This is a genomic window from Actinomadura sp. RB99, assembly GCF_014706005.1.
Classification (GTDB): domain Bacteria; phylum Actinomycetota; class Actinomycetes; order Streptosporangiales; family Streptosporangiaceae; genus Spirillospora.
In genome coordinates, this window is record NZ_JABMCA010000013.1 from 121,245 (window position 1) to 144,631 (window position 23,387).

Below are 23,387 nucleotides of genomic sequence, written 5' to 3' on the forward strand. Positions count from 1 at the left end.
CGCTATCGCGAAGCTCGTCCGGACGCGGCGCCGGACGGCCCGGCGGGCGGCGCGGCCGCACCGCCCGCCGGACCGTCAGGTGGGCGCCGCGCCGCGCTCCCGGAGCATCGCGTTCATCTGCGTGATCTCCGAGAGCTGCCCGGCGACCATCGTCCGGGCCAGCCGCCGCACCTGGTCGCGGCCGGTCCGGTCGAGGACGGCGCGGGCCATGTCCACGCCGCCGCGGTGGTGCGCGATCATCAGCCGGAGGAACCGCACCTCGGCGTCCTTGCCGGACGCCTTGCGGAGCTCGGCGAGCTGCGCGTCGGTGGCCATCCCCGGCATGCGGGCGGCGCCGGGCGCGGTGGCCCGCGGCATGGCCATCCCGGCGTGGCCGGACATCCAGCGCATCGGGCCCGCCGGATCGGTCTTCGGCAGCCCCCACTGGTCGAGCCAGGCCGTCATCATGCCGATCTGCGCCGACTGGGTGTTGATGATGTCGTACGCCAGCAGCCGGACGGCGGGGTCGGACGTCCGGTCCCGGACGATGAACGACATCTCCACGGCCTGCGCGTGGTGGGCGCTCATGTCGCGGGCGAACCCGGCCTCGGGCCCGTCGGTGCCCGGCTCGCCGGACTTCCAGGCCGTCGTCCCGATCAGCGTCGCGGCGGCGAGCAGCACCAGGGCGGCGACGGCGATGGTGACGCGGCGGCCCCGGGACCGGGGGCCGTCGTTCTCGGTGCCGGTCACGGCGTGTCCTTGGCGCCGTCGCAGGCCGCGCCCGGCTCGGGGGTCTGCGGGCCCTTGACGTAGGCGCTCAGGAACCGGTCGACGCGCGCGTCCCCGGCGTCCTGGACCTTCAGCTGATGGCCCCACGCGGTGAGCGCCACCGGCGCGTCCAGCGACGGGTACGGGCTCAGGAACGTGTAGTCGGTGCGCTCGACCTTGGCCTTGAGCGCGTCCAGCTGGGCCGCCGCCAGACCGGGCCGGTAGGTGATCCAGACGGCGCCGTGCTCCAGGGAGTGGACGGCGTTCTCGTTGCGCAGCGGCTGGTCGTAGACGCGGCCGTCGCAGTTCTGCCAGACGGGGTCGTGGTCGCCGCCCATGGGCGGGTTCGCGTCGTACTTCACCGGGTCGCTGGTGTGGTCGCGGGTCAGGCCGTCCTTGACGACCACGCCCTTGATGGACGCGGTGTCGGCCGACGAGGGCCTCGACTGCAGGAAGGCGTAGCCGATGGCGGCGACCGCGATCACGCCGATCACGGTGAAGAAGGCGATGCCGCCCCACGGCACCTCACGTCGCGTCAGGGCGTTCTTCTTGCGGGCGTTCTTGTTCCGGGCGCTCTTGGACACGGAGCGGTCCTCTCAGGGGTCTCTGCGGGCATACGGACATGGCGGCATCGCGCGGGCGCGGGCATGCGCGCCGGGGCGGTGCCGGTGGGCCTTACGGCCGGTCCGTCACAGCCGGAGAACCTGGAGGGACGCCAGGGAAACGGGCGAGAGGAAGCCACCGGGCGGCGGTGCGGGCGCCCGGCCGCCGCGGGCGGGCAGGCGCAGCAGCGCCCGGCGGCCCGTGGCGAGCCCCAGCAGCATCAGGGCGAAGAGCACGGCCAGGCACAGGCACGCGTCCGCCGGAGCCAGCGGGGGCAGCCTCAGCGGCGCGCTGAGGGACGTCACGGAGGGTCCGGGATGTCCCGGTACCCCGTGCACGGGAGCGGTGTGGACGGCGGGCGCCTGCCCGGTGGGGGCGCGGCCGGCCGCCTCGGGCCCGCCGGGCTTCGCCGGGGCGTGGTGCAGCACGGCGGCGACCTCGGCGGGCACGCTCATCCCGTTCTCGATGCACACGCGGTCGGGCAGGCCGTGCCCGAGTCCGTAGCTGAAGACGAGCCCGGCCACGACGAACAGCGCCACGAGCAGGCCCGCCTGCCCATGGCGCCGGCGGTGGGCCGTTCCGGACACCGTCACGCTCCTGATTCCGTCTTCCGGCCGGTAACAACGCGGCGGCGGGACGGAGGGTTCCCGACCCCGTCCCGGTCCCCGGGTGGAGACCGATACGCTCCTGGCATATCAGGCATACCGCGGCGGGTGGCTGGAGGACGAACCCTATGCGGCGACCAGGGGGTACGGAGGCCATTCTGCGACGTGTTCTGACCGGGCGCCGCCTCGCGGCGGCGACCGCCCTGCAGGTCCTGGTGATGGGCGTGGTGATCGGGGCCTACGAGCTGGGCCGCCATTTCGCCGACGGCCGCCCGAGCGACGCGTTCGCGCACGCCCGGTGGCTGTGGGATCTGGAGCGCACGCTCCACCTGCCGGACGAGGCGGCGTTCCAGAAATGGGCGCTCGGCTGGGACGGCTGGGTGCGCGCGGCGAACGAGTACTACGTCCGCGTGCACTTCCCGGCGATCCTGCTGTTCATGGCGTGGATGTGGTTCCGGCACCGGGAGGGCTGGCCGCGCGTCCGCGCCGTGATCGCGATCACGGCGGCCGCGGCCCTGGCGCTGCATTTCGCCTTCCCGCTGGCACCGCCCCGGATGCTGCCCGGCCACGGGTTCATCGACCTGATGAACGTGTACGGCCCCAGCTCCTACAGCTCCAAGCCGGGGGAGGGGATGGCCAACCAGTTCGCGGCCATGCCGTCGCTGCACGTCGGGTGGGCGCTGCTGGTCGCCTGGGGCGCGATCCGCTACGGCGGGGGCCGCTGGCGTTACATCCTGGCCCTCCACCCCGTCCTCACGTTCCTCATCGTGGTCGTCACCGCCAACCACTACTGGACGGACGGGATCGTCGGCTGCACGATCGTCGTCGTCACGCTGTGGGCGACGTCCAGGGTCCCGGCGCTGGCGGACCGGCCGCCCGAGCGGACGGGAGCGTCGCTGCGGCGAGATAGTGTCGGAGCGTGACCAGCAGGGCGGAACCGGGGCAGCCGGAGGGGCTGTTCGACGATCCGGCGGCCGAGGCGGAGGGCCGCTCCCCGGAGCGTGACCGCGGCGCGGCCGCGGCGCCCGCGACGGCGGCGGAGGCCGGGCGGCAGCCGCTCGCGGTGCGGATGCGCCCCCGTGCGCTGGACGAGGTCGTCGGCCAGGCCCACCTGCTCGGCCCCGGCACCCCGATCCGGCAGCTCGTCGACCGCGACGTCCCGATGTCGCTGGTGCTGTGGGGCCCGCCCGGCACGGGCAAGACCACCCTCGCCACGGTCGTGAGCCACGTCACCTCCCGCCGGTTCGTGGAGATCTCCGCGGTCAGCGACGGCGTGAAGCGGGTCCGCGCGGAGATCGACCTCGCCCGCCGCGAGCTCGGCATGACCGGGCGGCAGACCGTCCTGTTCGTCGACGAGGTCCACCGCTTCAACAAGGCCCAGCAGGACGCGCTGCTCCCGGCCGTGGAGAACCGGTGGGTGTCGTTCATCGGCGCCACCACCGAGAACCCGTTCTTCTCCGTGATCAGCCCGCTGCTGTCGCGGTCGCTGCTGCTCACCCTGGAGCCGCTCGGCGAGGACGACCTGCGCGAGGTGATCCGCCGCGCCCTCGCCGACGAGCGCGGCCTGGCCGGGACGGTAGGCCTCGACCCCGCCGCCGAGGACCACCTGATCCGGCTGGCCGGCGGCGACGCCCGCCGCACCCTCACCTACCTGGAGGCCGCCGCCCTCGTCGTCGACGACGGCGCGGTGATCGACGCGGACGTGCTGGAGAAGGCCGTCGACCGGGCCGCCGTCCGCTACGACCGCGAGGGCGACCAGCACTACGACGTGATCAGCGCGTTCATCAAGAGCATCCGCGGCAGCGACGTCGACGCGGCGCTGCACTACCTCGCCCGGATGATCGAGGCCGGCGAGGACCCGCGGTTCATCGCGCGCCGCCTCATCGTGCACGCCAGCGAGGACGTCGGCATGGCCGACCCGACCGCGCTGCAGACGGCGGTCGCGGCGGCGCAGGCGGTGGAGTTCGTCGGGCTGCCCGAGGCCCGCATCAACCTCGCGCAGGCGGTGATCCACCTGTCCCTCGCGCCCAAGTCCAACGCGGTGATCATGGCGGTGGACGGCGCGCTCGGCGACGTCCGCAAGGGCCTGGCGGGGCCCGTCCCGGGCCATCTGCGGGACGCGCACTACAAGGGCGCCGCGAAGATCGGGCACGGGAAGGGCTACAAGTACGCCCACGACCACCCCGGCGGGGTCGTCCGGCAGCAGTACGCGCCCGACTCGGTGGACGGCCGCGAGTACTACCGGCCGACCCGGCACGGCGCCGAGTCCCGCTTCACCGAGGTCCTCGCCCGGATCCGCTCGGTGCTGCGCGGCGCCCCGGACCGATGAAGATCGATCTTTCCGGCGCCGTGCTCCCGGCATCGGCGGCGAAGGCCCGCTACTCTGCCGGAAACGGCCCCGGGCGCGGCCCCGGCGGGTCGGCCGGACGGCCGGCGTCCGCCGCCGCACGGCCGTGACCGGCGCCCATGGCCCACGCCCGGCCCGGTAAGGTCTGTCAGGCCGTGCCCGGCCCGGGCCGGAACGACAGCGAACGGAAGCCCTCATGCTCACTGGTGGACAGCTGGCAGGTCTCATCGTGGCCGTGTTCTGGGCTGTGCTCGTCGCGTTCGTCGCGCTGACGCTGCTGCGGCTCGCCCGGCTGCTCGGCGAGGCCAGCAAGCTCGTGCGTGACCTCGGCGACCAGGCGGCCCCGCTGCTGGACGACATGACGACGACGGTGAAGCGCGCCAACGAGCAGCTCGGCCGCACCGACGTCATCACCAAGCAGGTCGCCGGCGTCACGCAGAACGTCTCGGCCGTCACCACCGTGATGACCTCGGTGGTGGGCGGGCCGCTGGTGAAGGCGGCCGCCTTCTCCTACGGGGTGCGCAAGGCCCTGAGCAGCCGCGACGGGGAGGGCCGGTCCGGGGGGTCCGGCGCGTCCGGCCGCCCGCAGCTCCCGGCCCGCTCCTCGGGGAAGGGGCGCAGGTGAAGAGGCTCTTCTGGCTGTCGGTCGGCGCGGGCGCGGGCGTCTACGCGACCCACCGCGTCAAGCGCCGGGTCGAGCGGTTCGCGCGCAGCTGGTCCCCGGAGGGGGTCGCGGCGCGGGCGGTGTCGACCGGGCAGTCCGCCGGCGAGCGGCTGAGGCATTTCGCGGCGGACGTCCGTACCGAGATGCAGGCCCGCGAGGAGGAGCTGCGCGAGGCCGTCCGCATGGACCAGGCTCCGCCCGAGACCCCGGGGCCGCGGCCCCGCCGGGTGCTGCGGGCGCGTTACACGATCATCGACGACGAGAAGGATGGCCACTGATCATGGAGTCGGCAGAGGTGGCGCGCCGCTTCCTCAAGTTCTTCGAGGAGCGCGGGCACACGGTGGTGCCCTCCGCCAGCCTGGTCGCCGAGGACCCGACCCTGCTGCTGGTGAACGCCGGCATGGTCCCGTTCAAGCCGTACTTCCTCGGCCAGCGCACCCCGCCGTCGCAGCGGATGACCAGCGCGCAGAAGTGCGTCCGGACGCCCGACATCGACGAGGTCGGCAAGACCACCCGGCACGCCACGTTCTTCCAGATGCTGGGCAACTTCTCGATCGGGGACTACTTCAAGGAGCAGGCGATCCCGTTCGCCTGGGAGCTGCTGACCCGCTCCCGCGAGGACGGCGGGTTCGGCTTCCCCGAGGAGAAGCTCTGGGTCACCGTCTTCCACGACGACGACGAGGCCCGCGACCTGTGGCACAACAAGGTCGGCGTCCCCCTCGACCGCATCCAGAAGCGCGGCATGGAGGACAACTTCTGGTCGATGGGCGTCCCCGGCCCCTGCGGGCCCTGCTCGGAGATCTACTACGACCGCGGCCCCGAGTACGGGCGCGAGGGCGGCCCGGTCGCCGACGAGGACCGCTACCTCGAGGTGTGGAACCTCGTCTTCATGCAGTTCGAGCGGGGCCCCGGGGACAGCAAGACCGACTTCCCGATCCTCGGCGACCTGCCCGCCAAGAACATCGACACCGGCATGGGCCTGGAGCGCATGGCGGCGATCCTGCAGGGCGTCGACAACATCTACGAGACCGACACCCTGTGGCGGGTCCTGGACCGCGCCGCGAACCTGACCGACGCGACCTACGGCCGCGACCACCGCGCCGACGTGTCGCTGCGGGTCATCGCCGACCACGTCCGCAGCGGGACGATGATGGTCGCCGACGGCATCCGCCCCGGCAACGAGGGCCGCGGCTACGTGCTGCGCCGCATCCTGCGCCGCTCGATCCGCAACCTGCGGCTGCTCGGCGGCCAGGACGCCGGGCTGATGCACGAGCTGACCTCCGTCGCGATCGCCGCGATGGGCGAGCAGTACCCCGAGCTGGTCCGCACCGCCGCCAACATCCACACGGTCATCGACGCGGAGGAGGAGTCCTTCCTCCAGACGCTGCGCACCGGCACCGCGATCTTCGACACCGCGGTGGCGGAGACCCGGCGGTCGGGCGGCCGGACCCTGGCCGGCGACCAGGCGTTCAAGCTGCACGACACCTACGGCTTCCCGATCGACCTGACCCTCGAGATGGCCTCCGAGGCCGGGCTCCAGGTCGACGAGGAGGGCTTCCGCCGGCTGATGAAGGAGCAGCGGGACCGCGCCAAGCAGGACGCCCGCGACAAGAAGACCGGCAACCTCGACGTCTCGGTGCTCGACGAGCTGCTCACCGGCGCGGGCGGCAAGGTCGACTTCATCGGCTACCACGACGTCACCGGCGACGCCCGGCTCGTCGGGCTGCTGGTCAACGGCGCGAACGCGCCCGCGGCGGGCGAGGGCACCGAGGTCGAGGTCGTCCTCGACCGCACCCCGTTCTATGCCGAGGGCGGCGGCCAGCTCGCCGACCAGGGCGTGATCCGGCTCGGCAACGGCGCGGTCATCGACGTGCACGACGTGCAGTCGCCGCTGGCCGGGCTGATCGTGCACCGGGGCCGGGTCCGCAGCGGCGAGGCGCAGGCCGGCGACTCCGCGCACGCCGAGATCGACCTGACCCGGCGCGCCGCGATCTCCCGCTCGCACACCGCGACCCACCTCGTGCACGCCGGGTTCCGCCGGGCGCTCGGCGAGTCCGCCGCGCAGGCCGGCTCGGAGAACTCGCCCGGCCGGTTCCGGTTCGACTTCACCGCCTCCGGCGCCGTCCCGCCGAGCGTGCTGCGCGACGTCGAGGACGAGGTCAACGAGGTCCTCATCGGCGACCTGGACGTGCGGGCGTTCCACACCTCGATCGACGAGGCCCGCGCCATGGGCGCGCTCGCGCTGTTCGGCGAGAAGTACGGCGACGAGGTCCGGGTCGTCGAGGTCGGCGACTACTCCCGCGAGCTGTGCGGCGGCACGCACGTCGCCCGGTCCGGGCAGCTCGGGCTGGTGAAGGTGCTGGGCGAGTCGTCCATCGGCGCGGGCGTCCGCCGTGTCGAGGCGCTCGTCGGCATCGACGCGTTCCGGTTCCTGGCCCGCGAGAGCGTGCTGGTGGCGCAGCTCGCCGAGCAGATGAAGGCGCGCAAGGAGGAGCTGCCCGAGCGCATCTCCGGCGTCGTCGGCCGCCTCCGCGAGGCGGAGAAGGAGCTGGAGAGGCTGCGCTCGCAGCAGATCCTCGCGGCCGCCGGGTCCCTCGCCGACGGCGCGAAGGACGTGAACGGCACCGCGTTCGTGGGGCACCGCGCCCCCGACGGCACCGGCGCCGACGACCTGCGCAAGCTCGCCGTGGACGTCCGCGGCCGACTGCAGGCCAGGCCCGCCGTCGTGATGGTCACGGGCGTCCCGAAGGACCGTCCCGTCGTGGTCGTCGCCGTCACCGAGGGCGCGCGCGGGCGCGGCCTGAAGGCGGGCGCGCTCGTCGGTCTCGCGGCCAAGGCGCTCGGCGGCGGCGGAGGCGGCAAGGACGACCTCGCGCAGGGCGGCGGTGCGAACCCCGCCGCGATCGACGACGCGCTCGCCGCGGTCGAACGAGCCGTAGGGGCCGCGTGAGCCCCGCGGGCGGATTAAGGGACGGCGCGTCATGAGGTCCGTGAGGGACGCGGCGTCCCCCGTGGAGCGCCCCGCACCGCAGAGCGGAGCGGGGCGATGAGGCAGGGCGTGCGGCTCGGGGTGGACGTGGGCAGCGTCCGGGTCGGCGTCGCCCGGTGCGATCCGGGCGGGATCCTCGCCACGCCCCTGGAGACCGTGAAGAGCGGCAGGGGCGACGTCGACCGGCTCGTCGAGCTGGTGGCCGAGTACGAGGCGATCGAGGTGGTCGTCGGGCTGCCGACGTCGCTGTCGGGCCGCGAGGGCCCGGCGGCGCAGTCGGCGCGCAGGTTCGCCGCGCGGCTGGCGGACCGCCTTCCCCCGGAGGCGGTCCGGCTGTACGACGAGCGGCTCACCACCGTCACGGCCGAGAGCGGGCTGCGGGCGGGGGGAGTGCGCGGTCAGGCCCGCCGCAAGGTCGTCGATCAGGCCGCCGCAGCGGTCCTGCTTCAAGCGGCCCTGGACGGGGAACGGTTGACCGGGCGCCCCCCAGGCGAGATCGTCCGGGGGAGCTCATGAACGATTTGGACCTTTTCTCCGATCCGTACGGTGATCCGTACGAGGAGGGGCAGCCGCAGGAGCCGCCGAGCCGGCGGGACCAGCGGCGCGCCCGCAAGCGGCAGAAGCGGCGGCGCCGCAGCGGCCGCGCGGCGTTCCTGTTCGCGCTGGCCTTCATCGTCGCGGTGTTCGGCACCGCGGGGGTGTTCGGCGTCGCGATCCTGGACAACCGGCTCCACCCGCCGGACTACTCCGGTGCCGGTACCGGCAATGTCACGGTCCAGGTGAAGGACGGCGCGAGCGGCGCGGTGATCGCCACGACGCTCCAGGAGCACCGCGTGGTGAAGAGCACCCGCGCGTTCGTGAAGGTCTACAACGCCGAGTCGCGCGCCTCCAGCATCCAGCCGGGCTTCTACCAGATGCGCCTCCAGATGTCGTCGAAGGCGGCGATGGCGCTGCTGCTGGACCCGAAGTCGCGGTCCGGGAACCAGATCTCCATCCCGGAGGGCAAGCGCGCGATCGAGGTCTTCCAGCTGCTGTCGAAGAAGACCGGCATCCCCGTCCGGGACTTCCAGGCGGTCGCGAAGAACACCAACGGCCTCGGGCTGCCGTCGTACGCCGGCGGGAACCTCGAGGGCTTCCTGTACCCGGGCCGCTACGACCTCGACCCGAACGGGTCGGCGCGGAAGATCGTCCAGCAGATGGTCGACGCGTTCAACAAGGAGGCGAGCAGCTCCGACCTGGAGGGCAAGGCGAAGGAGGCGGGGCTCAGCCCGCTGAAGCTGCTGACGCTGGCCAGCCTCGCGCAGGCGGAGGGCGGCAAGCCGAGCGACCTGCCGAAGATCTCCCGGGTGATCTACAACCGGGTGAAGAACGGCATGGCGCTCCAGTTCGACACCACCGTCCTGTACGCGCTGAACAAGCGGACGCTGGACGTGCGGAACAGGGACCTCCAGGTCGATTCGCCGTACAACACCTACAAGCACAAGGGCCTGCCGCCGGGACCGATCTGCAACCCCGGCCCGGACGCGATCGAGGCCGCGCTGGCTCCCGCGCCCGGGGACTGGCTGTACTTCGTGGCCACCGACCCCACCCACAAGGTCACGAAGTTCGCCAGCACCGACGCGGAGCGCCAGAGGCTGGAGCAGGAGTTCCGCGAGTGGCAGAAGAAACACCCGAACGGCTGACGCGTGACGGATCGGAGCGGGCAGGTGGGTGACGTGCGGCGCGCCGCCGTGCTGGGATCGCCGATCGCGCATTCGCTGTCGCCGGTGCTGCACCGGGCGGCGTACGCGGCGATGGGCCTGGACGGCTGGCGCTACGACGCCGTCGAGTGCGGCGAGGACGGCCTCGCGCGGCTGCTGGACGGCCTCGGGCCGGAGTGGGCGGGCCTGTCGCTGACCATGCCGCTGAAGCGGGTCGCGCTGAAGCTCGCCGACTCGGTGTCGGAGCTGGCCGAGCGCGTCGGCGGCGCCAACACGCTCGTCTTCCGGGACGGGCGCCGGCACGCCGACAACACCGACGTGTACGGCATCGTCACCGCGCTCGGCGAGGCGGGCCTCGGTTCGCCCGGGCCCGCCGTGGTGCTGGGCGGCGGCGCGACCGCCGCGTCGGCGCTGGCCGCGCTCGCCGAGCTGGGCCTGGACGCGGCCGTCCTCGCGGTCCGCGACCCGGGCCGGGCCTCGGAGGCGGCCGAGGCCGGCGAGCGCTGCGGGCTGGCGGTGCGGGTCGTCACCCTCGACCGGGTCGCCGACCACCTGCCCGCCGGGCTGGTGGTGTCGACCCTGCCGGGACGGGCCGCCGACACGTTCGCCGGGCCGGTCGCCGCGTCCGGCGCCGCGCTGTTCGACGTGGTGTACGCGCCGTGGCCCACGGCGCTCGCCGCGGCCGTGGAGCGCGCGGGCGGCACGGTCGTCGGCGGCTTCGAGATGCTGCTGCACCAGGCCGTCCGGCAGGTCGAGCTGATGACCGGCCGCGACGGCGTTCCGGTGGCGGCGATGCGCGCGGCCGGCGAGGCGGAGCTGGCCCGCCGCGCCGCGGCCTCCGCGGGCTGACGCCCCACCGGCCGAGACGAAGGGCGGGTCAGGCCGCGCGGGTCGGGGCGCGCAGGTCAGGGGGCCGCCGGGGGCGGGCCGCGCGGCGTCCGCCGCCGCTTGAGCGACTCGTCCACGCTGGCGAGCACGATCGGCACGATCACGCTCAGCCAGAAGTCGCGCCACCCCCAGGCGCCCAGCGCGACGCCGAACGCGCTGGACACGCAGACGAAGCCGAGCACCAGCCTCGACCAGTGCCGCCGCACCAGCGCCACCGGCTCGGCGAACCGGCGGTGCGGGAGCAGCGCCGCCACCGGGCGCTCGCGCGCGTGGGCGCGCTGCACGACCGTCGCGTCCGGGAACCAGTGCAGCACGTCCGCGCCTCCGGCGAGCGGGACGCGGGTGAGCGCGATCAGCGTCTCCAGCCGCCACCACAGCGTCCACAGCGACGTGCGGCCGCCGCCCGGCGGCCCGTAGCGGCGGGGGTCGGTGACCTCGCCGCGCGCCAGCGTCCGGAACGCGCGGGCGACCGTCGGCCCGTGCGGGCCGCGCGGGTCCCGCAGCAGCGCCGTCAGCGCGATCGGCAGGCCGTAGTGCCACAGGGCCAGCCGCCACACCGGCCGCGACCCGAGGCCGTGCGGGGACACCTCGTAGGTCTCGATCCAGGTGTGGTCGTCGTCGGGGTCGAGGTGGGCGAGCAGCCAGTCGTAGGCGTCGAGCAGCCGCTCGGTCCGCAGGCCCGGCCGCGCCTCCGCCAGCGTCACCAGGACGAACGCGGTGTGCGTCACGGTCGGCGCGGCCGCCGGCACCGGTCCCCACGCGGGCCGGTACGCGGTCCGATCGGCCGTCAGCCACTCCACGCCCCGGTCCACCGCCGCGTCGTACGGGTTGAGCTGGGAGAGCGCGCGCAGCGCCAGGCACGTCTGCCACACCCGGGACGCGGAGCCGTACAGCGAGCCCCAGCCTCCGTCGGGGTTCTGGTTGCGCAGCAGCCACCGGTAGGCGCGCCGCAGATCCGGGGCGTCCTCGCGCAGGTCGCAGCGGGCGCGGGCGAGGAACCGGGCGATCCACCCGGTCGCCTCGACCACGGGCATGCCGAGGCTCGTGCCGGTCGCCCACCCGCCGTCGCGCAGCGCGTCGGAGGAGGCGGCCTGCCGTTCGGCGAGGAACGCCAGACCCTCGTCGAAGTGCTCGAACGGGCGGCCCGCCTCCACGAACGCCAGCAGCCCGAGCGCCGTCGCGGTCGTCCCGGGCTCGGGCCGGGCCAGCTCGTGGTACCAGCCGCCGCCGCTGCCGGGGGCGGGCGCGTAGGTGTCGCGCAGGACGTCCAGGGACTCGTCGAGGCGGGCTTCGAGCACCGCCATGTCGATGACGGGAGCGGCGCGGGCGCCGGAGGACGCGGTGGCGGGAGGGGCGGCGCGGGGCGCGGGTGCGGGGGGCTGTGGGGTCTGGTTCACGGTGTTGCCTTCTCTCCCCGTATGTGCCCGTTCGGCCATGTTTTGTACCCCTCGGGTGCCGGGTCTGTGGCCGTGGCCGCACAGATCGCCGGCGCGGCCCCGCGGGCACGCTGGAAGCGCCCGCCCGTGCGTCCCGTGTGCTTGGAGGAGGCGTTGGCCGAGCCGTCGGCCCAGCCCGGCCGCGAGTGCGTGCTGTGCCCGCCCCTCCGGTTCCGGATCAACGCCATGGCCGACCTGCCCGGCGAGGCGTCCGTCCTCGCCGGGGACCGCGACTTCCTGCTGATGCCGGACGTCGCGCCGCTCGCCGACGGGCACCTCCTCCTCGTCACGCGCGAGCACCGCCAGTGCGCGGGCGACTTCGACGAGCGGCTGTGGGACGGCGCCCTGCGCTGGCGCGACCGCGTCGCCCGCCTCTACCTGCACGCCTACGGGGCGGGCGACCTGCTGCTCTTCGAGCACGGGCCCGCGCGGTCACAGGGCGGCGGCGCGTGCATCGACCACGCGCACTGGCACTTCCTGCCGGGGACGCCCGGCGTCCGCGCCGTGGTGGAAGAGCAGGGCCTGCCGGGCGCCCCCGCCGGACACGCGGCGCTCTGGGCCCGCTTCCGCACCGGGCGCTCCTACCTGCTCATCGACGAGCGCGGCACGGCGACCGTCCATTCCGGCGACGGAGTGCGCGGCCAGTTCCTGCGCTGGGCCGTCGCTGCCGCTCTGGAAGGCGGACCCGCGCATGAGACGGCCCTCGCGGGCGGGACGTGGCGCTGGCAGCAGACGTTCGGGCTCCCCGAAAGCCGGCGGCGCTTCCTGCGGACCCTGCGGACGTTGCGGCCCGCGGCCTCCGCCCTCGACGGCCCGCCCCCGCGCGATCACCGCGACGACAGCCACCAGTAGAGCTCGCACGCCGCCAGCCGATCACCGAACCCCGCGCGCGCGTCCCCGTCGCGGTACCCGGTCCCGTACTCCATCGACAGCCCTTCCCGCTGGTAGGCCAGCACCCGCTCCAGCAGCGTCGGGCCGAAGCGCAGCAACCACAGAGGCCGCCCCGCGACCGCGCCGTCGAGCGCGCGCGCCAGCGCCCGCACCTCGTCCGCCCCGGCGGGGACACCACGACCGAGCAGCCGCGCCAGTGTCGGTGCCTCCGCGAACACCACGTCCGCCGCCGACAGGACCGGCAGCACGTCCGCCGCCGCAAGCCGCGCGTCGATGTCATGCGGGACCAGATCGAACGCCACCGCGGTGCCCGCCGTGCGCGCCGCCTCCGCAGCCGCGCGCAGCGCCGCCCGCGACACCGGCGACAGCAGCGAGTACCCGTCCAGGACCAGCACGTCCGCCCGGCGGATCGCGCCCGCGGCCGAGCGGACCTCCGACTCGGTCAGCCGGCGGCCCGGCGCGTCCTGCTCGGCGACCAGCAGCCGCACCCCCGGCCCGCCGCCGGCCGGCCGGTCGCGCACCATCACCGTCACCCCGTTCGGCGCACCCGGCTCGACGCGCAGCCGATCCCGGGCGCCGATCCGGCGCAGCTCCCGCCGGATCACCGGCGTGAACTCGTCGTCGCCGACCTTCGCCAGCACGCTCACCCGGCGGAAGCGGGCCACCGCGCACCGGGCCAGGTTCACCGCCGTCCCCGCGACCAGAGCGCGCGCGGGCCCGTAGCAGAGCCGGTCGGCGGTCACCTCGCCGAAGCGGACGTCGAGCGCCGCCCGCACCTCGATCCGCACGTCGCCGATGACGAACAGGGAGAAGCGGCGCCTGCCCGTCCCGTCCAGGCGGGGCGGGCGCATGGGGGAGCGGCCAGCGCCGCCCGCGTCCATCCCCGTGTCCATCCGACCGTCAGCGGGCGAGCGGCAGGAACGCCCGCACCACCGGGCGCAGGCTCGGGATCAGCGGGTAGGAGCACACCTCGTCCAGCGGCACCCAGGCGCATCCGTCCAGGTGGTCGCTCTCGTCCTGGTTGCCGAACGCGACGTCGAGCGTCAGCGGGCGGCAGCGGCGGGCCGCCGCGACCACCCGGACCCTCCCGCCCGCCCCGTCCGGGGACCGGTCCTCCATGAACCACTGCCACAGGTGGAACGGCGGCCCCGGCTCGATCTTCAGGCCGACCTCCTCCCACACCTCCCGCCGGATGTGGTCGTCGAGGTCCAGGTCGCCCCCGACGTCCAGCCGGCCGCCGGGCACCTCCCAGCGGCCGGGCTGGAACGGGTCGGACGCCGCCTTGCGCACCATCAGCAGCCGCCCCCCGGCCGTGATGAACGCCTTCTGCGCGAACTGCAGGCGGACCGGCGGCGACGCGGTGCGGGGGCCGGGGGAACCGGTCTCGACGGAGGGCATCACGGGAATACCTCTCTGGCACCGGCCCCACCGGGCCGTCCTGGCACCACGGTAACAACGCGGACGTCCCGGGCGAGGGGCCCGCCCGGCCAGATGACCCTCACCTCCACGTGGGAAAAGGCGGCCGGAGGGGGACCGGCGACCGGTCCGCGCGCGGAGGGCGTCCCGCCCCCGGGAATGCGGAGGCGGCCCGCCGGGTTACTACGAGCGGCGTACCCCGCGGTGGACGCGGATCCCGCGGGGCGCGCACGCGCCTCGCAGGTGGTAGTGTTGGTGGCCGACCGGCCCTGTGCACGCGACCGACGAGGTCGTGCGCGCCGGGCGCTCAAGCGGAGGCCACCTCCCACCTGACCGGCCGTGCGGCCGGTGGGTATCGGTCCGGCGAACGGGCGCGGCGCGCTCGTCCCGCCGTCGTCCCCGGACGGTTCCACCGTCCAGGGCGACCGAAGGTGGCCCCGCACGTGAGTCGTGCGGGGCTTTTCGCGTGAGAGCCTCGGGGTACGACCGGTCCCAGAACTTGAGAACGGCCCCAAGGAGGTCCCATCAGCGCCGAACCGCGTATCAACGACCGCATTCGCGTGCCCGAGGTCCGGCTCGTCGGCCCGAACGGCGAACAGGTGGGCATCGTGCCCATCGCCAAGGCCCTTGAACTCGCGCGTGAGTCGGACCTCGACCTGGTCGAGGTGGCGCCCACCGCGCGCCCGCCCGTCGCCAAGCTCATGGACTACGGCAAGTTCAAGTACGAGTCCGCGATGAAGGCGCGTGAGGCGCGGAAGAACCAGGCGCACACGATCATCAAGGAGATCAAGCTCCGCCCGAAGATCGACCCGCACGACTACGAGACCAAGAAGGGTCACGTGGTGCGGTTCCTGAAGGCCGGGGACAAGGTGAAGGTCACGATCATGTTCCGTGGTCGTGAGCAGTCCCGCCCGGAGCTCGGTTTCCGGCTGCTGCAGCGGCTGGCCGACGACGTCGAGGAGCTCGGCTTCGTCGAGTCGCGGCCCAAGCAGGACGGCCGAAACATGATCATGGTGCTCGGTCCGCACAAGAAGAAGGCGGAGGCCAAGGCGGAGCGCGCCGCGAGCCGCGAGCAGGACGCGGCGACCGGCCCGGCCTGACCGGCCGCCGACCGCGCGAGCGAGACGCCGGCCGCGAAGGCGGTCACGGCGCCCGGTCGTGAACGCTCGACCGCGGCGCCCCGCTCGGTGCTGCCCGCCGCACGGCAGGGCGCACCGGGGGCGGTGCCCGAACGACCAAGGTGCCGGACCGGCCGGGACGCCGGTCCGGCCGCAACGCCCGCGGCCCGCGAGGGCCGCCTGGCCCCCGCCGCGGCGGGGGCCCGTCCGCGGCCTCGTGGCTTCCGCGGGGTCGTTACGCACGTACATTGAAGCCTGACCTGGCGCGTCGCACGCGTCCGAACGCGGCGTGCCGATCAGGTGCGCTCCCGTGCCGCCGCACGGGGGCCCGGGAACGAGGGAGACGACGGCGACCATGCCGAAGACCAAGACCCACAGCGGTGCCAAGAAGCGCTTCAAGCTGACCGGCTCCGGCAAGGTGATGCGCCGCCGCGCCAACAAGAACCACCTGCTCGAGCACAAGCCCACCAAGCGGACGCGCCGCCTGTCCGGCCCGGCCGTGGTGGCCGACGCCGACGCCAAGAACATCAAGAAGCTGCTGCGCAAGTAGCACCGACCGGCAACATCGACGACCGGCCGGCGCCAGGACGGCTCCGGCCCCCACGAAGGAGTTCAGCACGTGGCACGCGTGAAGCGGGCGGTCAACGCCGCCAAGAAGCGTCGGGTCGTTCTGGAGCGGTCGAGCGGCTACCGCGGCCAGCGTTCGCGGCTGTACCGCAAGGCCAAGGAGCAGCAGCTCCACTCGATGACCTACGCCTTCCGGGACCGCAAGGACCGCAAGGGCCAGTTCCGCCGCCTGTGGATCCAGCGGATCAACGCCGCGGCCCGCGCCAACGGCATCACCTACAACCGGTTCATCCAGGGCCTGAAGGCCGCCGAGGTCGAGGTCGACCGGCGCATGCTGGCCGAGCTCGCCGTGAACGACGCCCCCGCGTTCGCCGCCCTGGTCAAGGTGGCCAAGGACGCGCTCCCGGCGGAGGCCGCCTGAGCCGGGCGACCTGGCGACGGGCGAGTACGGCGACATGGCGGGCCGCGAGCTGACCTCTATCCGATCACCACGGGTGAAGGCCGCTCGCCGGCTCGCCAAACGCGCCTTCCGGCGCCGTGAGGGGCGGTTCCTCGCCGAGGGGCCGCAGGCGGTGCGGGAGGCGCTGGAGATCCCCGGCGGGCTGGCCGAGCTGTTCACCACGGCCGAGGCCGAGACCCGCCATCCCGAGCTGGTCGGCGCCGCCGAGCGCGCCGGGGTCCCGGTGCTGCGGGTCAGCGGCGAGATCATGGCCGAGCTGGCGCAGACCGTCACCCCGCAGGGGCTGCTGGCGGTCTGCGAGTTCGTGGACGTCCCGCTGGCCGGCGCGCTGGAGGCCGGACCGCGGCTGGTGACCGTCCTCGCGCACGTCCGCGACCCCGGCAACGCCGGGACGGTGCTGCGCACCGCCGACGCGGCGGGGTCGGAGACGGTGGTGTTCACCGACGCGTCCGTCGACCCCTACAACGGCAAGTGCGTGCGCGCCTCGGCGGGCAGCCTGTTCCATCTGCCGGTCGTGGTCGGCCCGCGCTTCGACACCCTCATCCCCGAGCTGAAGCGGGCGGGGCTGACGGTGCTGGCCGCCGACGGCGCGGGCGACCGGACCCTGGACGACGCCATCGACCAGGGGCTGCTGGCACGGCCCACCGCCTGGGTGTTCGGCAACGAGGCGTGGGGCCTGCCCGAGGAGATCCTCCGGCACGTGGACGAGGTCGTCCGGGTGCCGATCTACGGCCGGGCCGAGAGCCTCAACCTGGCGACGGCCGCGGCCGTCTGCCTGTACGCCTCGGCCCGGGCGCAGCGCCGAGGCTGAGACGGCCGCCCGGGCGCAGCGCCGAGGCTGAGACGGCCGCGCGCCCGGTACGGCGCGGCACCCGGCAAGCCCGTGACGTTTCTCGGGCCCGGGCGAACGGGCGGTCACGTGGGAGCGGCCGCGAAGGTTCAATGCGTTCCGTGGCCGGTTGGCCGCAAGCGGTCGTATTCGAGGCCGTTTCGTGGCATGTGAGCTGCGAAGATGGTCTTCCCGCGGACGGAGGGGCAGGGGGCCCGCCGACGCGGGGAACTCATTCCCAGGTAGGAGCGGGATACCGGTCCGGCGGTGGATTCCACCGCTCCGACCCGCTGCCTACGGTGTTGACCAGGGGCGTTGACCAGGGCGGCAAGGGAGCCGCACGAAGTGGGGGCGAACGTGATGACCGAGGAGACCAGGCCGGCGAGACGGCCGGGCCGTCGCGCGCCGGAGATCCGGTGCCGGACGGGCGCCGGCCAGGCCGTGCCCCGCGCCTCCGCGGCGCCCGGCACGTTCTCGCCGGGGGCCGGGACCCTTGGCGCGGCGCCCGACGTGGCCGCCGCGTGGACGTCCGGCCCGGTGGCCGGCCTGGAGATCGAGGTGGCCGAGCGGCGGCCGGGGACCGCCGTCGTCACGGTGACCGGCGAGATCGACCTGCACACCGCGGACGGCCTGCGGGCCCGGCTGGTCAAGGCGCACGGCGCGGGGGCGCGCCGGCTGGTGCTGGACTTCGCCGCCGTCCCGTTCTGCGACGCGGCGGGCCTCGGCGCGCTGGTCGGCGCGCACAACGAGATCTCCGCCACCGGCGGCGAGATCGTGCTGGCCGGTGTCCGGCCCGCCCAGCTGCGGCTGCTGCGGATCACCGGCCTGCACCGGCTGTTCACCGTCCACGCGGACGTGGCGGGCGCGCTCGCGGGCCAGGGCTCGCCGACCGGCTCCCGCTGAGCACCGGCACGAACGAGACCGTCGAAGCACGTCGGAGCGGACCGGGCACGCCCGGTCACGAGCATGATCGGGCGCGGCCCGAGACGGTCTCGCGGCCCCGGTCGCGCAGGTCAGGGTCGGGGCCGTGTCGATCATGCTCTCCGCGGCGCGTGCCGCCCCGCCCGGAGCCGGTCCGGGGACGCCCGCCCGGGACCTGCCCGGCGGCTACAAATGCCTTGCCGCTAGGCGTTCTCCGGGTCCCGCAAGGGCCCCGACTGCGGATAGAGTCTCTTCTCGACAGGCCGCGCTCTACCGGTGTTCTGGAGGCCGCTGTGGGCGGAGAGGAACCCCCCGGCGTGGCCGCGCGCGCTCTCTTCGAGCCCGGCCAGGTGGACGACCTGCCGGACGGGCTGCTGGTCGCCGACCGCGACGCCCGCGTCGTGGTGTTCAACGCCGCCGCCGAGCGGATGACCGGGATCGCCGCCGCGGCCGCGCTGGGCCGCGACTTCCGCGACGTCCTGCCGCTGCACGACGCCGAAGGCCGCGACTGGTGGAAGTGCCTGTCGCCCTACGACGGCCTCGCGACCCGCACCCGGCACCCCGAGCGGGCGCTGTTCCTGGCCGGCGGCACCGAGCTGCTGGTGACCGCCGGATACCGGCGCGGCGAGGGCGGCCGCGTCGAGCGGTTCACCGTCTGCCTGCGCGACGCGCAGCACCGCGCCCGCCAGGAGCGCGACCGCGCCGACCTCGTGTCGACCGTCGCGCACGAGCTGCGCTCCCCGCTGACCAGCGTCAAGGGCTTCACCGCGACGCTGCTGGCCAAGTGGCACCGCTTCAACGACGACCAGAAGCGGGTCATGCTGGAGACCGTCAACGCCGACGCCGACCGCGTCACCCGGCTGATCACCGAGCTGCTGGACGTGTCCCGGATCGAGGCGGGCCGGCTGGAGATGCGCCGCCAGGTCGTCGACCTGCCCGAGGAGGTCCGCAAGGTCATCGCGGGCCGGGTCGCCGCCGGCGACGCCGAGGACCGGTTCCGGTTCGAGGTCCGCGGGGAACTGCCCGAAATGTGGCTCGATCCCGACAAGATGGACCAGATCCTGGGCAACCTGGTGGAAAACGCGGTGCGGCACGGCGCTGGGACCGTCACCATCGTGGTAGAGCCGGACGCGCATAAGGAGGGGGCCGCCGTGTCGGTGCGCGACGAGGGCGAGGGCATACCGCCCGAGGCCGTCCAGCGCGTCTTCCGGCAGTTCTGGCGCGGCCCGGGCGGCAACCGGCGCGGCGGCACCGGCCTCGGCCTGTACATCGTGAAGGGCCTGGTCGAGGCGCACGGCGGCGCGATCACCGTGCGGCGGGCGCCCGGCGGCGGCGCCGAGTTCCGATTTACCGTGCCCGCAGGGGCCCCCGACCACGCGAGCTGAGCCCGTCCCGGGCGCGGCCCGCGGCAGCGGAAGGGCTCCGGGCGGGCCGCGCGTCACGCGCACGCTTTCCGGATCCTCACCGCCCGCGCACTAGACTGCGGGCGTCCCACGCCGACCGGAGTCGATCACACCACCATGTCTGCACCCAACAAGTCCTATGACCCCGTCGAGGTCTCCGCGCTGCAGCCCGAGCAGCTGGACCGGGCCCGCGACGAGGCGCTCGCGGCGATCGCCGCGGCCGCCGACCTCGACGCACTCAAGCAGGTCCGCCTGGCGCACGCCGGCGACCGTTCCCCGCTGGCCCTCGCCAACCGCGAGATAGGCGCGCTGCCGCCGGCGGCGCGCGCCGACGCGGGCAAGCGCATCGGCGCCGCCCGCGGCGCGGTGTCCAAGGCGCTGAAGGAGCGCCAGGCCGTCCTGGAGGAGGAGCGCGACCAGCGGGTCCTCGTCGAGGAGACCGTCGACGTCACGCTGCCCTGGGACCGCGCGCCGCGCGGCGCCCGGCACCCGCTGACCACCATGCAGGAGCGGATGGCCGACGTCTTCGTCGCGATGGGCTTCGAGGTCTCCGAGGGCCCCGAGGTCGAGGCGGAGTGGTTCAACTTCGACGCCCTGAACTTCCTGCCCGACCACCCGGCCCGCACCATGCAGGACACCTTCTTCGTGGAGTCGGAGGAGTCCGGGCTGGTGATGCGCACGCACACCTCGCCGATGCAGATCAGGTCGCTGCTGTCGCGGCCGCTGCCGGTGTACGTGGTCGCGCCGGGCCGCACGTTCCGCACCGACGAGCTGGACGCCACGCACAGCCCGGTGTTCCACCAGCTGGAGGGCCTCGCCGTCGACGAGGGCCTGACGATGGCGGACCTGCGCGGCGGCATCGACGCGTTCGTCACCGGCATGTTCGGCGCGGGGCTGAAGACCCGGTTCCGGCCGTCCTACTTCCCGTTCACCGAGCCGTCGGCGGAGGTGGACATGCAGTGCTTCGTGTGCCGCGGCGCGTCCGCCGAGCCGGGCGGCGAACCGTGCCGCACCTGCGGCTCGGAGGGCTGGATCGAGCTGGGCGGCTGCGGCATGGTCAACCCGCGGGTGCTGGTGGCCTGCGGCGTCGACCCGGACCGCTACAGCGGCTGGGCGTTCGGGCTGGGCGTCGAGCGGACGCTGATGTTCCGGCACGGCGTGGAGGACATGTACGACATGGTGGAGGGCGACGTCCGGTTCACCCTCCCGTTCGGGATGGAGATCTGATGCGGGCCCCGCTTTCCTGGGTGCGCGAGCACGTCGAGCTGCCGGCCGGCGTGACCGGCCGGGACCTGGCCGCCCGGCTGATCGCGGCGGGCCTGGAGGTCGAGACGGTCGAGCAGGCCGGCGCCGACATCTCCGGCACGCTCGTGGTCGGCGAGGTCCTCGAGTTCGAGGAGCTGACCGGCTTCAAGAAGCCGATCCGCTACTGCCGGGTCGACGTCGGCGACGCCAACGGCACCGGTGAGCCGCAGAACATCATCTGCGGCGCGACGAACTTCGAGGCCGGCGACCGGGTCGTGGTGATCCTGCCCGGCGGCGTGCTGCCCGGCGGCTTCCAGATCGGCGCCCGCAAGACCTACGGCAAGATGTCCGAGGGCATGATCTGCTCGGTCACCGAGCTCGGCATCGGCGACGACCACAGCGGCATCCTCGTGCTGCCGCCGGACGCGCCCGTCGGCGCCGACGCCGTCGAGCTGCTCGGCATCCGCGACGAGGTCCTCGACATCGCCGTCACCCCGGACCGCAGCTACGCGCTGTCCATCCGCGGCATCGCCCGGGAGGCCGCGATCGCCTACGACGTCCCGTTCAAGGACCCGGCGGACGTGGAGCTGCCCGCCAAGAACGGCGAGGCGTACCCGGCGACGATCGGCGACCCGACCGCGTGCGACCGGATCGTCCTGCGGGAGGTGCGCGGCTTCGACCCGGACGCGCGGACCCCGATGTGGATGCAGGTCCGCCTGCACCGCGCGGGGATGCGGCCGGTGTCGCTGGCGGTCGACATCGTGAACTACCTGATGCTGGAGCTCGGGCAGCCGCTGCACACGTTCGACCGCGTGAAGCTCACCGGCCCGATCGTGGTGCGGCGCGCCGAGAAGGGCGAGAGCCTGGAGACCCTCGACCACGTCAAGCGCAAGCTGGACCCCGAGGACATCCTCATCACCGACGAGTCGGGCCCGATCTCGATGGCCGGGACGATGGGCGGTCTCGCGACGGAGATCGACGACCGGTCGACCGACATCGTCATCGAGGCCGCGCACTTCGACGCGATCGGCACCGCCCGGATGAGCCGCCGCCACAAGCTGCACAGCGAGGCGTCGTACCGGTTCGAGCGCGGCGTCGACCGCGAGCTGCCGCTGTACGCCTCGTACCGCGCGGCGCGGATGCTGGCGGAGCTGGGCGGCGCGGAGATCGCGCCGGGCGTCACGCACGCCGAGGCCCCGGTCGAGCGGGTCACGATCACGATGCCGGCGGGGCACCCCGACCGGGTCGCGGGCGTGACCTACGGGCGGGACACGGTCGTGCGGCGGCTGGAGCAGGTCGGCTGCGCCGTCGAGGGCTCCGGCCCCGGCGAGGGCCACGTCCTCATGGTGGCGCCGCCGTCGTGGCGGCCCGACCTGACCGACCCGAACGACCTCGCCGAGGAGGTCATCCGCCTCGAGGGCTACGAGGACATCCCGGCGCGCGCGCCGCGCCCGTCGGCCGGGCGCGGCCTGACGATCCAGCAGCGGCTGCGCCGCCGGGTCGGCCGCGTGCTCGCCGGCGCGGGTTACGTCGAGGTGCTGGCGTTCCCGTTCGTCTCCGCGAAGGACTGGGACGACCTGCAGCTGCCCGCCGACGACGCGCGCCGGCGCGCGCTGCGGCTGGCGAACCCGCTGTCGGAGCAGGAGCCACTGCTGCGCACCACGCTGCTGCCGGGCCTGCTGCGGACGCTGGCGCACAACGTGGGGCGCGGGTTCCCCGACACGGCGCTGTTCGAGCTGGGCGTGGTGTTCCGGCCGCGCCCGGACGCGCCGGAGCGGGCGCCGCGCCTCGCGGTGGACCGCGGCCCGACGGCCGAGGAGGTCGCGTCCGTCGAGGCGGCGCTGCCCGACCAGCCGCACCGGGTGGCGGTCGTGCTGTCCGGCGACCGCGAGCCCTCGGGCTGGTGGGGCGGCGGGCGCCCGGCGATCTGGGCGGACGCGGTGCAGGCCGCGCGGCTGGTGGCGGCCGAGGTCGGCGTGGAGCTGACGGTGAAGGCCGACCGGCACGCGCCCTGGCACCCGGGCCGCTGCGCCGCGCTGTACGCGGGGGACGCGCTCGTCGGGCACGCCGGTGAGCTGCACCCGCGCGTCACCAAGGCGTACGGCCTGCCGGAGCGCTCCTGCGCGATGGAGCTGGAGCTGCGCCGCCTCGGCGAGCCGGTGGAGGTGCGCGCGCCGCACGTGTCGACCTACCCGGTCGCCACGCAGGACGTCGCGCTCGTGGTCGACTCCGCCGTGCCCGCCGCGGAGGTGGAGGCGGCGCTGCGCGACGGCGCGGGCGAGCTGCTGGAGGCGATCCGGCTGTTCGACGTCTACACCGGCGAGCAGGTGGGGGAGGGCCGCAAGTCCCTGGCCTACTCGCTGCGGTTCCGCGCGCCGGACCGCACCCTCACCGCCGAGGAGGCGTCGCAGGCCCGGGACGCCGCGGTCGCCGTCGCGGCCGACCGCACCGGCGCCGTGCTGCGCGGCGCCTGATCCGAGGCGCCTGATCCGAGGCGCCTGATCCGCGGCGCCTGATCTGCTGGGACGTGCCCCGGGCCTGCCGCAGGCCCGGGGCAC

23 protein-coding genes are annotated in these 23,387 nt (G+C 74.4%); 17 read left to right on the top strand and 6 right to left on the bottom strand.

Annotated features, from left to right (window positions below):
• Positions 1-75: 75 nt before the first annotated feature.
• The 3 genes from amrb99_RS15030 to amrb99_RS15040 all read right to left on the bottom strand — a co-directional run bounded on the left by amrb99_RS15030 (position 76) and on the right by amrb99_RS15040 (position 1,937).
• Complete coding sequence (locus tag amrb99_RS15030; protein WP_190856562.1) at positions 76-729, bottom strand: DUF305 domain-containing protein; 654 nt, start codon at positions 727-729, stop codon at positions 76-78.
• Positions 726-1,331 (bottom strand): DUF3105 domain-containing protein, encoded by a 606-nt coding sequence (locus tag amrb99_RS15035; protein ID WP_190856563.1) that lies wholly within the window; start codon positions 1,329-1,331, stop codon positions 726-728. The genes amrb99_RS15030 and amrb99_RS15035 overlap by 4 nt, the downstream gene beginning before the upstream one ends.
• Positions 1,332-1,436: 105 nt before the next feature.
• Complete coding sequence (locus tag amrb99_RS15040; protein ID WP_190856564.1) at positions 1,437-1,937, bottom strand: hypothetical protein; 501 nt, start codon at positions 1,935-1,937, stop codon at positions 1,437-1,439.
• Positions 1,938-2,083: 146 nt separating this feature from the next.
• On the opposite strand from amrb99_RS15040, the gene amrb99_RS15045 reads away from it, so the two are divergent.
• From amrb99_RS15045 to amrb99_RS15080, 8 genes are all read left to right on the top strand, one after another.
• On the top strand, positions 2,084-2,878 hold the full coding sequence (locus amrb99_RS15045) for a phosphatase PAP2 family protein (protein ID WP_190856565.1): 795 nt from the start codon (positions 2,084-2,086) through the stop codon (positions 2,876-2,878).
• Positions 2,879-3,024: 146 nt separating this feature from the next.
• Positions 3,025-4,284 (top strand): replication-associated recombination protein A, encoded by a 1,260-nt coding sequence (locus tag amrb99_RS15050; RefSeq protein ID WP_241755579.1) that lies wholly within the window; start codon positions 3,025-3,027, stop codon positions 4,282-4,284.
• 214 nt (positions 4,285-4,498) lie between these two features.
• On the top strand, positions 4,499-4,927 hold the full coding sequence (locus amrb99_RS15055) for a DUF948 domain-containing protein (protein ID WP_190856567.1): 429 nt from the start codon (positions 4,499-4,501) through the stop codon (positions 4,925-4,927).
• Entirely contained in the window at positions 4,924-5,244 is a 321-nt protein-coding gene (locus tag amrb99_RS15060; RefSeq protein ID WP_190856568.1) for a hypothetical protein, read from the top strand. The genes amrb99_RS15055 and amrb99_RS15060 overlap by 4 nt, the downstream gene beginning before the upstream one ends.
• Positions 5,245-5,246: 2 nt before the next feature.
• Complete coding sequence (gene alaS, locus amrb99_RS15065; RefSeq protein ID WP_190856569.1) at positions 5,247-7,916, top strand: alanine--tRNA ligase; 2,670 nt, start codon at positions 5,247-5,249, stop codon at positions 7,914-7,916.
• Positions 7,917-8,012: 96 nt separating this feature from the next.
• Entirely contained in the window at positions 8,013-8,471 is a 459-nt protein-coding gene (gene ruvX, locus amrb99_RS15070; RefSeq protein WP_190856570.1) for a Holliday junction resolvase RuvX, read from the top strand.
• Entirely contained in the window at positions 8,468-9,637 is a 1,170-nt protein-coding gene (gene mltG / locus amrb99_RS15075; RefSeq protein ID WP_190856571.1) for an endolytic transglycosylase MltG, read from the top strand. Before ruvX ends, mltG begins: the two co-directional genes overlap by 4 nt.
• 24 nt (positions 9,638-9,661) lie before the next feature.
• Positions 9,662-10,504: a shikimate dehydrogenase gene (locus amrb99_RS15080; RefSeq protein WP_190856572.1), complete on the top strand. Its 843-nt coding sequence runs from the start codon at positions 9,662-9,664 to the stop codon at positions 10,502-10,504.
• 56 nt (positions 10,505-10,560) lie between these two features.
• Here amrb99_RS15080 and amrb99_RS15085 read toward each other — a convergent pair whose 3' ends face one another.
• Positions 10,561-11,940 carry a prenyltransferase/squalene oxidase repeat-containing protein gene (locus tag amrb99_RS15085; protein ID WP_190856573.1) on the bottom strand — a complete coding sequence of 460 codons (1,380 nt, stop codon included), beginning with the start codon at positions 11,938-11,940 and terminating at the stop codon, positions 10,561-10,563.
• 153 nt (positions 11,941-12,093) lie between these two features.
• Between amrb99_RS15085 and amrb99_RS15090 the strand changes: the two genes are divergently transcribed.
• Positions 12,094-12,831, top strand: coding sequence for a hypothetical protein (locus amrb99_RS15090; protein WP_190856574.1), 738 nt, complete (start codon positions 12,094-12,096; stop codon positions 12,829-12,831).
• Here amrb99_RS15090 and amrb99_RS15095 read toward each other — a convergent pair.
• Together amrb99_RS15095 and amrb99_RS15100 are read right to left on the bottom strand one after the other, a co-directional pair.
• Complete coding sequence (locus tag amrb99_RS15095) at positions 12,807-13,763, bottom strand: carbohydrate kinase family protein (protein ID WP_190856575.1); 957 nt, start codon at positions 13,761-13,763, stop codon at positions 12,807-12,809. The genes amrb99_RS15090 and amrb99_RS15095 overlap by 25 nt on opposite strands.
• Before the next feature lie 7 nt (positions 13,764-13,770).
• On the bottom strand, positions 13,771-14,268 hold the full coding sequence (locus amrb99_RS15100; protein WP_190856576.1) for an NUDIX hydrolase: 498 nt from the start codon (positions 14,266-14,268) through the stop codon (positions 13,771-13,773).
• Between the two features lie 560 nt (positions 14,269-14,828).
• Here amrb99_RS15100 and infC point away from each other — a divergent pair.
• From infC to pheT, 8 genes are all read left to right on the top strand, one after another.
• A complete protein-coding gene (gene infC / locus amrb99_RS15105) occupies positions 14,829-15,386 on the top strand; it encodes a translation initiation factor IF-3 (protein WP_281382898.1) in 558 nt (185 codons plus the stop codon).
• A 373-nt stretch (positions 15,387-15,759) separates the two neighbouring features.
• Positions 15,760-15,954 (top strand): 50S ribosomal protein L35, encoded by a 195-nt coding sequence (gene rpmI / locus amrb99_RS15110; protein WP_067468638.1) that lies wholly within the window; start codon positions 15,760-15,762, stop codon positions 15,952-15,954.
• A gap of 69 nt (positions 15,955-16,023) precedes the next feature.
• A complete protein-coding gene (rplT, locus tag amrb99_RS15115; RefSeq protein ID WP_151544049.1) occupies positions 16,024-16,392 on the top strand; it encodes a 50S ribosomal protein L20 in 369 nt (122 codons plus the stop codon).
• Positions 16,393-16,426: 34 nt separating this feature from the next.
• The gene (locus amrb99_RS15120) at positions 16,427-17,242 is read left to right on the top strand and encodes an RNA methyltransferase (RefSeq protein ID WP_190856577.1); all 816 of its coding nucleotides are present in this window, start codon (positions 16,427-16,429) and stop codon (positions 17,240-17,242) included.
• A gap of 363 nt (positions 17,243-17,605) precedes the next feature.
• Entirely contained in the window at positions 17,606-18,163 is a 558-nt protein-coding gene (locus tag amrb99_RS15125) for an STAS domain-containing protein (RefSeq protein WP_347256681.1), read from the top strand.
• A gap of 335 nt (positions 18,164-18,498) precedes the next feature.
• Positions 18,499-19,566, top strand: a complete 1,068-nt coding sequence (locus tag amrb99_RS15130) for an ATP-binding protein (protein WP_347256682.1) — start codon at positions 18,499-18,501, stop codon at positions 19,564-19,566.
• Positions 19,567-19,701: 135 nt separating this feature from the next.
• Positions 19,702-20,811: a phenylalanine--tRNA ligase subunit alpha gene (gene pheS, locus amrb99_RS15135; protein ID WP_190856579.1), complete on the top strand. Its 1,110-nt coding sequence runs from the start codon at positions 19,702-19,704 to the stop codon at positions 20,809-20,811.
• Positions 20,811-23,303, top strand: coding sequence for a phenylalanine--tRNA ligase subunit beta (gene pheT / locus amrb99_RS15140; RefSeq protein WP_190856580.1), 2,493 nt, complete (start codon positions 20,811-20,813; stop codon positions 23,301-23,303). The genes pheS and pheT overlap by 1 nt, the downstream gene beginning before the upstream one ends.
• Positions 23,304-23,387: the final 84 nt, after the last annotated feature.

What these genes read in the sequence shown, in the direction of transcription:
- amrb99_RS15045 (WP_190856565.1), top strand. Translation starts at nt 2,084, where the DNA reads ATGCGGCGACCAGGGGGTACGGAGGCCATTCTGCGACGTGTTCTGACC.
- amrb99_RS15050 (WP_241755579.1), top strand. Translation starts at nt 3,025, where the DNA reads ATGCGCCCCCGTGCGCTGGACGAGGTCGTCGGCCAGGCCCACCTGCTC.
- amrb99_RS15055 (WP_190856567.1), top strand. Translation starts at nt 4,499, where the DNA reads ATGCTCACTGGTGGACAGCTGGCAGGTCTCATCGTGGCCGTGTTCTGG.
- alaS (WP_190856569.1), top strand. Translation starts at nt 5,247, where the DNA reads ATGGAGTCGGCAGAGGTGGCGCGCCGCTTCCTCAAGTTCTTCGAGGAG.
- ruvX (WP_190856570.1), top strand. Translation starts at nt 8,013, where the DNA reads ATGAGGCAGGGCGTGCGGCTCGGGGTGGACGTGGGCAGCGTCCGGGTC.
- mltG (WP_190856571.1), top strand. Translation starts at nt 8,468, where the DNA reads ATGAACGATTTGGACCTTTTCTCCGATCCGTACGGTGATCCGTACGAG.
- amrb99_RS15095 (WP_190856575.1), bottom strand. Translation starts at nt 13,763, where the DNA reads ATGGACACGGGGATGGACGCGGGCGGCGCTGGCCGCTCCCCCATGCGC.
- amrb99_RS15100 (WP_190856576.1), bottom strand. Translation starts at nt 14,268, where the DNA reads ATGCCCTCCGTCGAGACCGGTTCCCCCGGCCCCCGCACCGCGTCGCCG.
- rpmI (WP_067468638.1), top strand. Translation starts at nt 15,760, where the DNA reads ATGCCGAAGACCAAGACCCACAGCGGTGCCAAGAAGCGCTTCAAGCTG.
- amrb99_RS15120 (WP_190856577.1), top strand. Translation starts at nt 16,427, where the DNA reads ATGGCGGGCCGCGAGCTGACCTCTATCCGATCACCACGGGTGAAGGCC.
- pheS (WP_190856579.1), top strand. Translation starts at nt 19,702, where the DNA reads ATGTCTGCACCCAACAAGTCCTATGACCCCGTCGAGGTCTCCGCGCTG.
- pheT (WP_190856580.1), top strand. Translation starts at nt 20,811, where the DNA reads ATGCGGGCCCCGCTTTCCTGGGTGCGCGAGCACGTCGAGCTGCCGGCC.